Source organism: Actinomycetota bacterium (assembly GCA_040905475.1).
Taxonomy (GTDB): Bacteria; Actinomycetota; AC-67; order AC-67; family AC-67; genus DATFGK01.
The window spans coordinates 1-8192 of sequence record JBBDRM010000044.1 but is presented as its reverse complement, the minus strand read 5'-3'; the positions used below and the strand labels follow the sequence as shown (position 1 = coordinate 8192).

Genomic DNA, 8192 nt, shown 5'->3' with positions numbered 1-8192 from the left:
TCATGCGATGCCGCTCGTCGATGGACATCCCCGCATCATCGGGGCGATCAGCTCGCCGCGACCCCCGACGCAGATCGCCGTGGCGACCTCCGGTACGGGTAACTAGCCCCTGCTTCGCTGCCCGTTGGAGCGTGGAGAGCGACGCTTGTCTGCGCCAGCGTGCTTTGGCCAGACGCGCGCGTCGGTCGGATTGCCACCGGTGGGGCCTTCACGGCACCGAAGTCGGTGTCGGCTGTGTATCACGCGGTCCGGCCAACGTGGTGGCTCAACCGGTGACGCCCTGGGTGAGTGGGGTGGTCATGGCCGCTGCGCCGGTGTGTGATTCCTCGGTCTCGTTGTCGATCGGGGAGGTCCCGTCGTGGCACAGCAGGGTCAGGTTTTTCCGATGAAGTCGAGCCGACCAGGTGGGACTCCGCTTTGGGGGTACAGGTATCGGACCGGTGGGCGCGGCTCGGAACGGGTGCAGCGCGGCGGTTTCGGCTCGGAGCAGGACGCCAGGGAGTCGCTGGAGCGGGTTCGGCGGGCGAACGGCACCGGAACGACGCTCACGCTCGCCGGGCTCGTTGATGAGTACCTCGCCCAGCACGACGCCCAGCCGGAGACGATCGAGAAGCTGCGCTGGCTCTTGTCAAAAGCGGTGAGCGAGTTCGGGAGTCAACGGTTGGGACAGCTCCGTTCGCAGGAGATCGCAGCCTGGCGGATGACGATTCCGGCCGGCCACCGCTTCGAAGCGACCCAGGCGCTTCGGCAAGTGCTGAGCCGCGCGGTCGAGTGGCAAATGATCGATGTCAACCCGGCCAAGCACGGTGTCGACAACCCTCAGCGGCGGCGCACCGAGAAGCGACCGTTCGAGTCATGGGCTCAACTCGCCAAGGTCGCCTCCCGGCTTGGCGACCGCGAGAGCGCGCTCGTGATGTTCGCGGCAGCGACCGGCCTGCGGCCGGGGGAGTGGATCGCCCTTGAGCAGCGTGATGTCGACCGACACGCCCGTGTCCTCTACGTGCGGCGCGCGTTCCGCAACGGCCGGATCAAATGCCCCAAGACCGAAGGCAGCGTCCGCGCCGTGCCGCTCCAGGCAATCGCGCTCGACGCGCTCGAGCAGTTCCCGGCCGGGGCTGATACTGACCTCCTGTTTCCATCACCGCGCGGCGCCTATTTCGATCTCCACAACTTCCGCACCCGCGAGTGGAAGCCCGCACAACTCGCAGCCGGGATCACACCCATCCGCCGCGTCTACGATCTCCGGCACACCTTCGCGACCTTCGCACTCCGTGCCGGTGTCTCGACGTTTGACCTCTCCCGCTACATGGGCGCCAGCCTGACGATGATCGACCGCCACTACGGGCACCTCGCGCGCGATGGACGCGACCACGCGATCAATCTCCTCGACAGTCACGCGAGCGCTGACGAGGCCGGTGTCCACCGCGTGGACATTGCGTGGACACTTCACGGACAGGCCGCCGCCACCGCAGCCAACATAAACGGTTCATAGCAGGAGAAATGCGGAAGCCCTCTGACGGACTCGAACCGTCGACCCCCTCCTTACCACGTCTGGCGCCTCGATCGCCACGAGAGCGGACCCCGTGTCGAGAAGGGGAGTCGATGAAGGGCCTCCTGGCTCGTCTGCTTCGGAGGCCCCTGCAGAAGAAGGTTGTCGGGTTCGTGCAGACGTGGCTTCGGGACCTGAAGGTCGAGGCCGAGCGTCGCGCTGCATAGCGCGACGCTGCTTCCCAGCCGTTCCACGTCCGAACCGAGCCGTGTACAGCCACGGGATCGGCTCCGTGTTCACCTGGTACCTGGCTGGCGAAGGGTCGCCTGCGCCCTGACCGGGCACTCCCCGACTTCGCGTCCGTCGGGTCAGTATTCGAGGCGACTGGAGCCGTGCACGCTGCCGGCGAAGCTTCAGCCCCGCCGTACATCTCGGTGTGCTGCGATCGCAACGTCCGCGTTGCGTACGCAGAGCACCCTCCGGGCTCGTCGCGGGCGCACCGATGAGTTCTTGGCGCGCCGCGGATTGAAGTAAGAAAGGCGCCGGTTCGAGGCGCCCTGACAGGAGGAGACTCATGGCTGACGTGACGTTCCGCGAGATCGACGAGATGGACCCGATCAGCGGTGGGCTCGCGCGGCGGGCTCGCGCGGAGTTGGGGGTGACGGCTTGGGGGATGCAGGTGCTCACGCTGCCGCCGAGCTGGGACGGGTATCCGCTGCACGAGCACGGCCCTGATGCCTATGACCCGAACCAGGAGGAGGTGTACATCCCGCTCGAGGGATCGGCGACTTTGGTCGCCGACGATGAGCGCTTCGAGCTGCGGCCGGGGACGATGGCTCGGGTTGGGCCGGAGCAGCTTCGGCAGATCGTGCCCGGCCCCGAAGGGATCCGGTTCGTCGCGCTGGGTGGCGCACCGGGGGCGTTTCGGGCGAACACGTGGACGGAGATCGGTGCCGATCCTCCGGGTGCGGAGTAGCCTGACGCGATGGTCACCCATGCTCTCACTCCCGTCGACCAGGGAGAGCTGCTCGCTGGGGCTCGCGGCGGTGACGAGCAGGCGTTCGCGCGCCTGCTCGAGCCGCATCGTCGTGCGCTTCACGTCCACTGCTACCGGCTGCTCGGCTCGCTCCACGATGCCGACGATGCTCTGCAGGAGACCGTGCTGAAGGCGTGGCGCAACGTCGGTAGCTTCGAGCCGCGCGGCTCGCTTCGGGCATGGCTGTATCGCATCGCGACGAATGTGTGCCTGCGCGCGCTCGAGCGTCGCGCACGCCAGCCCGAGGTGCTCGATCCAGAGGAGGCGGCGGCCATTGCGCACCTTCAGCCGTACCCCGACCGTCTGCTCGACATCGAGGTCGAGGAGCGCGAGTCGATCGGACTCGCCTTCGTGACCGTCATGCAGCTCCTCCCCCCGCGTCAGCGGGCAGTGCTCGTGCTCCGCGATGTCCTCGGCTGGTCGGCGCGCGAGGTCGCGGATATCCTCGGCGACTCGGTCGCCTCGGTCAACAGCGCCCTGCAAAGGGGGCGCGAGAAGCTGGAGCGGGAACGAGCTGCTGGCCGGCTGGCACGCGACCACGCGCCGGCGTCGACTGACACCGAGGCGCGGGTCGTCGAGCGGTTTCTCGCCGCCTGGGAAGCGGTCGACGTCGATGCGATCGTCGACCTGCTCGCCGACGACGCGGTCATGACGATGCCTCCCGAGCCGCTGCGCGTCGTGGGACGACGGGAGATCGGCGACTTCTTCCGTGCCGTTCCGGCTGCCGGTGCGCTCGAGAAGATCGTGCTCCGTCCGACGCGCGCGAACGGCCAGCCCGCACTCGCCGCCTACCTCGAGAGCGGCGCCGGTGAGCTCGAGCCCTACGGCGTCATGGTGCTCGCGCTCGAGGGCGAGTCGGTTGCGAGCATCACCGGCTTCGCGGGCCAGCCTGAGCTCTTTCCACAGCTCGGCCTACCCACCAGGGTGGAGCGCTGATGGCTTATGACGAGCGGCTCGCCGCGCGCGTTCGCAGTGTTCTCGAGGACACGAACGGCGTCAGCGAGCGGAAGATGTTCGGCGGCCTCGCCGTGCTCGTGAACGGCAACATGGCCTGCGGCGTGGTTGGCGACAACCTCATGCTCCGGCTGGGACGCGGCGGCGCCGAGGAGGCCTTGCGCCGGCCGAACGTCCGCCCGATGGACTTCACGGGCCGGCCGATGACGGGGATGGTCTACGTCGAGCCGGCGGGGCTTCGAGGCGTGGCGCTCCGAAACTGGGTCGAGCGAGCGGTCGCGTACGCACGCTCGCTTCCGCCCAAGGACTAGATACGACGTCGAGGAGCAGCGATCTCGCTTTCGCAGTGGGATCGTCGCGCCGACTCTGCTCGCCGAGGGGCCCGTCACGCTCCGCGACCGCCAGCCGCACAATCGTTCCTGGGTTTCAGCGCGATCATCCCCGGCCGCTTCCTCGCGAATCCGATCAAATAGTGTCCGTTGGCACTCTCAGCCAAAAGGAGGAGCTGTGTCCAACGCCGACACGCTGCGCCGCATCTTCTCGCTCATGGACGAGCAGGACTTCGCCTCGATCCGGGAGCTGCTCGCGCCCGACTTCAGCGCCATCTTCGGAGGCAATCCCCCGATGGGCGTCGAGGAGTGGGCCGGGATGGGACAGATGTTCTACTCCGCGTTTTCCGGCGGACGGCACACGATCGAGGCAGTGTTCGAGATCGGCGATCGCGTCTTCTCGCGCGGCAGCTTCTCCGGCACACACACAGGCGACTTCATGGGCATCGCGCCCACGGGTAGAGAGATAACCGTCACCGAGATGACCTTCGATCGCTTCGTCGACGGCAAGCTCGTCGAACACCGCGCCGAAGCCGACATGGCCGGGTTGATGCAGCAACTCGACGCGAGCTCGAATGTTTCTGCTCAGGCAACATAGTCACGCGTTCGCCCGCTCCGCGGCAGCACCCAGCTCGCCGCGGCCGAGGAGGTGCGCGCGGGGCGCATGAGTGCCGAGGAGGCGGCAACCGCACTCAAGAGCTCGGTCGCGCGCATCTTCGTCGTCACCGGCTGAGGAACCCCCGAACAGCCTCGTGGCCGAGGCGCCGCTCGGAACGTAGCCTTCACCCCGCGACGAGACCGTCCGAGCTGCTCGATACCGGCAGCGCCACGAACGGAGGTAGCCGATGGCCCGTGTACCGCCCGTCTCCCGCGACGACGTTCCCGAGCTCGAGGATGCTTTTGCGCCGGTCGAGGAACGAATGGGCTTTCTCCCGAACAGCATGCTCACGATGGCCCACCGCCCGGAGATCCTGCGCGCCGTCGCCGGGCTCACCCAGGTCGCGCGCGAGGGAACCGTGCCTCCGGAGCTCAAGGAGCTCGTGGCCCTCGTCGCGAGCACGGCCGCGGGCTGCCGGTATTGCCAGGCGCACACCGCCTCTAACGCGACTCGCAGGGGCGCGCAGGCCGAGAAGATCGCGCAAATCTGGAGCTATGAGTCGAGCGACCTGTTCAGCGACGCCGAGCGGGCGGCGCTTCGGCTGGCGCACCATGCGGCGCTTGTCCCGAACGCGGCGACGGACGAGGACTTCGACGATCTCCACCGTCACTTCGACGACGGCGAGATCGTCGAGCTCATGACCATGATCGCGCTCTTCGGGTTCCTCAACCGGTGGAACGACACGCTCGCGACCGATCTCGAAGCAACGCCGCTCGAGCTCGCCAACGCCGTGATCGGCCCGGCTGGATGGGAACCCGGTAAACACGCTCACGAGCCGGCACAGACGTGAGCCGCGCTACTCCGAGTCGGACCAAGGGGTCGTGTCTTAGCCTTCGGAGTGCAGCTCTAGGATTGCCTTGAGCCGTCGGAGGTCTCTGCCGTTCGCGCGCTTGACCGCGCGTGCCATGAACGGGGAGGCGATGCGCGAGAACCCCGATGGCGCTCCGCGGTTGCGAAGCGTCATGCGGGTGCCGCCTCCGGGCACGTCCTGCCACGTGTAAGTGGTCTCCATCGGAAACGGGCCCTCGGCCGTGCTCATCACGAACCGCTCGCCGGGGACGTGTTCCTTGACCTTGTACGTGTAGGCGAGACGGCGTCCGAGGAAGTGGGCGACGAAAGCGAGCTGCGTGCCGACCGCGAGCGGCCTGGACGTCCACTCGACGTGCTCGATGTTCTCGTACCAGGCGGTCGCGTTGTCCGGTTCGGACGCGAACGCGGCGACCTCGGCGCGGGGCCCGCGCGATCTCGATCTCGGTTGCGACGTCGACCACGCGTCAGAAGTCGAAGTACGGCTGCGGCCTGCCGGTTTCCGCGTAGCCCTTGAGGTGGAGGAACATCTGCACCCAGCCGAAGGTGACGATCCGAACCATCTCCTCGGCATCCTTCCAGCCCACGTGGTCGAAGAGGACGCGCGTCCCGCCCTCAGGCGCCGGGACGAGTCGGAACAGGATGTCGGTTTCGACCCATGGCGGCGGTCCTCCGACGCAGTGCCAGCGCAGCCGCTCGTTCTCTTCCGCCTCCTCGACACGGAGGTCCCAGCTGATCGGGGCGTCGGGGAAGCGCAGCCTCACGACCGCCGACGGTCCCTCCGGAACCTCCGCCTGCGTCGTCCACCACGATCGGATGCCCTCGCCCGTGGTGAGCGCGTTCCAGACCGTCGCGGCCGGGGCGTCGACGTCGAACTGCGTGATGATCTGTGTCACTGGCTCTCCTTTAGTCGACACTTAAATAAGTGCCAGCTAAAGTAACGCGCTCATGGACGCCTTGCAAGTGATCGCCGAGCCGCGGCGCCGGGAGATCCTTCGGCTCGTGTGGGACGAGGAAGCCTCCGCCGGCGAGATCGCGGCCCGGTTCGACGTCAGCTTTCCGGCCGTCTCCCAGCACCTCGCCGTCCTGCGCGCGGCAGGCTTCGTCCGCGTGCGGCGTGAGGGAACGCGCCGCCTCTATCGCGCGGATCGTGAGCAGCTTGGCGACCTCGCCGAGGTCCTGCAGCGGATGTGGGCCAGTGCGATGGATGAGCTCGCCGCGTTGGCGGAGGAGGCCGAGACGGCCGATGGGTGAGCGCGGAGCATCCCTTGTCGTCGAGCGGCGCATCGCAGCCAGGCCGGCGACGGTTTACAGCTTCTTCTCGGACGTCACCCGCTGGCTTAGCTGGCAGGGTGTCGAAGCAGACATCGAGCTCGAGCCCGGCGGCGTCTTTCGCATGAACGTGCGAGGCGACGGCTTCGCATCGGGCACCGTCCTCGAGGTCGTCCCCGAGCGCCGGCTCGTCTTCACCTGGGGCTGGGAGGAGGAGAGCCTCGGTGTCCCGCCCGGGTCGACCGTGGTCGAGATCGAGCTCGAGCCGGACGGGGACGGCACGTTCCTTCGCCTGACGCACCGCGACCTCCCGTCAGACGCCGTCGAGGTCCACCGCGAGGGTTGGGAGCACTACACGAGCCGTCTCGTGATCATCGCCGAGGGCGGCGACCCCGGGCCTGACCCCGCACGCATCTCGCCTCGATCCTGAGCCGGGCGCGTCTGCTGTCACAGTCGGGACGATCGGTGTCTCTCATCTAGTGCAGGCGGCGATTGGCGCCGCCCGTTGAGAGGAGACGACATGACCGAGATTCGGTCACTGCGAGACGTTCCGTCCGCGTCCGACTTCACGTCCGGCCCGCTTCGCAACCGCCTACGCCTCGAGCTCGACGCACCCGTGCCCCGAGTTGTGGGAGCTCTTGGGTGATCTCTCGCCTTCCCCGAATACAGCGTGGGGCTCGAGCGGGTGGAGGTCGTTCAGGACGCGGACGGCAGATGCGTCGAGTACACCTGCTACTTCAAGCCGGTCGAGATCGACGGAGGTTCACTGTCTGCCGTGAGCCGGGACGCCATGAACTGGTACGAGCCGAACCGCGGCTACCTATCGGTCGAGGTCGAGGGCAATACGGGAACGGAGGGAGCCGTCGCCTGCACGACGCTCGAACCGACGCCGGCGGGCACGCGTGTCGACTACCACATGTCTTACGACTCGGAGGAACTCGAGACCATGAAAGCGCACCTCGACGAGGTATTCCGCGACATGGCCGACCGGCTGATCGCACGCCTCGGAGGCAGAGTCCTTGACCGCTACCTCGAGGCGTAGCGACGCCGAGCTCTCGGCGGCGCTCGACGGGCTCGCCCGCCGCGCCGCCGAGGGCGACCGCGACGCCCTCACCGAGCTCGTACGCGAGATCCAGCATCCGATGTACCGGCTGGCGCTGCGCTTCCTCGGCAATCCCGACGACGCCCGGACGCCTGCCAGGAGATCCTCATCCGAGTCGTTACGTGCCTTGGAACGTTCGAAGGCCGTTCGAAGTTCTCGACCTGGGCGTACACGGTCGCCGTGCGGTCCCTTCTGCGGACGCGCAAGCGGATGTACGAGTTGGCGGTGCGGGCCGCCGACGAGTATGCGGCGGCGCTCGATGCGGGCATGGGCGACATCGATCCGACCCTCGAGGAGGCCGAGTATCGGTTGCTCTCCGAGGAGGTCCGCATCAGCTGCACCTACGGAATGCTCCTCTGCCTTCCACGAGCGCAGCGAGCCGCGTACCTGCTCGCCGACGTTCTCGGGCTCACCGACGCGGAGGGGGCGGACGTCCTCGACTGCAGCCGCGACGCGTTTTCGCCAGCGCGTCTCGCACGCGCGACGGACACTTCGTGTCGTGATCGACAACCGCTGCGGCCTCGTCGACCCGGCCAACCCGTGCC

General features: G+C 67.7%; 12 protein-coding genes. 10 read left to right on the top strand and 2 right to left on the bottom strand.

Annotation, left to right across the window (positions count from 1 at the left end; genetic code table 11):
* The first annotated feature begins 358 nt into the window (after positions 1-358).
* The 6 genes from WEB06_03850 to WEB06_03825 all read left to right on the top strand — a co-directional run bounded on the left by WEB06_03850 (position 359) and on the right by WEB06_03825 (position 5256).
* The gene (locus WEB06_03850) at positions 359-1492 is read left to right on the top strand and encodes a site-specific integrase (protein MEX2554749.1); all 1134 of its coding nucleotides are present in this window, start codon (positions 359-361) and stop codon (positions 1490-1492) included.
* A 571-nt stretch (positions 1493-2063) separates the two neighbouring features.
* On the top strand, positions 2064-2465 hold the full coding sequence (locus WEB06_03845; GenBank protein MEX2554748.1) for a cupin: 402 nt from the start codon (positions 2064-2066) through the stop codon (positions 2463-2465).
* A 9-nt stretch (positions 2466-2474) separates the two neighbouring features.
* Entirely contained in the window at positions 2475-3461 is a 987-nt protein-coding gene (locus WEB06_03840) for an RNA polymerase subunit sigma-70 (GenBank protein ID MEX2554747.1), read from the top strand.
* Positions 3461-3790: a TfoX/Sxy family protein gene (locus tag WEB06_03835; GenBank protein MEX2554746.1), complete on the top strand. Its 330-nt coding sequence runs from the start codon at positions 3461-3463 to the stop codon at positions 3788-3790. Before WEB06_03840 ends, WEB06_03835 begins: the two co-directional genes overlap by 1 nt.
* A gap of 196 nt (positions 3791-3986) precedes the next feature.
* On the top strand, positions 3987-4406 hold the full coding sequence (locus WEB06_03830) for an ester cyclase (GenBank protein MEX2554745.1): 420 nt from the start codon (positions 3987-3989) through the stop codon (positions 4404-4406).
* Between the two features lie 247 nt (positions 4407-4653).
* Entirely contained in the window at positions 4654-5256 is a 603-nt protein-coding gene (locus tag WEB06_03825) for a peroxidase-related enzyme (GenBank protein ID MEX2554744.1), read from the top strand.
* A gap of 36 nt (positions 5257-5292) precedes the next feature.
* Here WEB06_03825 and WEB06_03820 read toward each other — a convergent pair whose 3' ends face one another.
* Positions 5293-5847, bottom strand: a complete 555-nt coding sequence (locus WEB06_03820) for an SRPBCC family protein (GenBank protein ID MEX2554743.1) — start codon at positions 5845-5847, stop codon at positions 5293-5295.
* Positions 5741-6169 carry an SRPBCC domain-containing protein gene (locus WEB06_03815; protein MEX2554742.1) on the bottom strand — a complete coding sequence of 143 codons (429 nt, stop codon included), beginning with the start codon at positions 6167-6169 and terminating at the stop codon, positions 5741-5743. The genes WEB06_03820 and WEB06_03815 overlap by 107 nt, the downstream gene beginning before the upstream one ends.
* Before the next feature lie 52 nt (positions 6170-6221).
* Here WEB06_03815 and WEB06_03810 point away from each other — a divergent pair, with 52 nt between their 5' ends.
* From WEB06_03810 to WEB06_03795, 4 genes are all read left to right on the top strand, one after another.
* The gene (locus WEB06_03810) at positions 6222-6527 is read left to right on the top strand and encodes a metalloregulator ArsR/SmtB family transcription factor (protein MEX2554741.1); all 306 of its coding nucleotides are present in this window, start codon (positions 6222-6224) and stop codon (positions 6525-6527) included.
* Positions 6520-6975, top strand: a complete 456-nt coding sequence (locus WEB06_03805; GenBank protein MEX2554740.1) for an SRPBCC family protein — start codon at positions 6520-6522, stop codon at positions 6973-6975. The genes WEB06_03810 and WEB06_03805 overlap by 8 nt, the downstream gene beginning before the upstream one ends.
* A gap of 255 nt (positions 6976-7230) precedes the next feature.
* Positions 7231-7587, top strand: a complete 357-nt coding sequence (locus WEB06_03800) for a hypothetical protein (GenBank protein MEX2554739.1) — start codon at positions 7231-7233, stop codon at positions 7585-7587.
* Between the two features lie 240 nt (positions 7588-7827).
* On the top strand, positions 7828-8192 hold a 365-nt coding region (locus WEB06_03795; GenBank protein MEX2554738.1), incomplete at its 3' end, for a hypothetical protein.

What these genes read in the sequence shown, in the direction of transcription:
- WEB06_03845 (MEX2554748.1), top strand. Translation starts at nt 2,064, where the DNA reads ATGGCTGACGTGACGTTCCGCGAGATCGACGAGATGGACCCGATCAGC.
- WEB06_03840 (MEX2554747.1), top strand. Translation starts at nt 2,475, where the DNA reads ATGGTCACCCATGCTCTCACTCCCGTCGACCAGGGAGAGCTGCTCGCT.
- WEB06_03835 (MEX2554746.1), top strand. Translation starts at nt 3,461, where the DNA reads ATGGCTTATGACGAGCGGCTCGCCGCGCGCGTTCGCAGTGTTCTCGAG.
- WEB06_03825 (MEX2554744.1), top strand. Translation starts at nt 4,654, where the DNA reads ATGGCCCGTGTACCGCCCGTCTCCCGCGACGACGTTCCCGAGCTCGAG.
- WEB06_03820 (MEX2554743.1), bottom strand. Translation starts at nt 5,847, where the DNA reads ATGCCGAGGAGATGGTTCGGATCGTCACCTTCGGCTGGGTGCAGATGT.
- WEB06_03810 (MEX2554741.1), top strand. Translation starts at nt 6,222, where the DNA reads ATGGACGCCTTGCAAGTGATCGCCGAGCCGCGGCGCCGGGAGATCCTT.
- WEB06_03805 (MEX2554740.1), top strand. Translation starts at nt 6,520, where the DNA reads ATGGGTGAGCGCGGAGCATCCCTTGTCGTCGAGCGGCGCATCGCAGCC.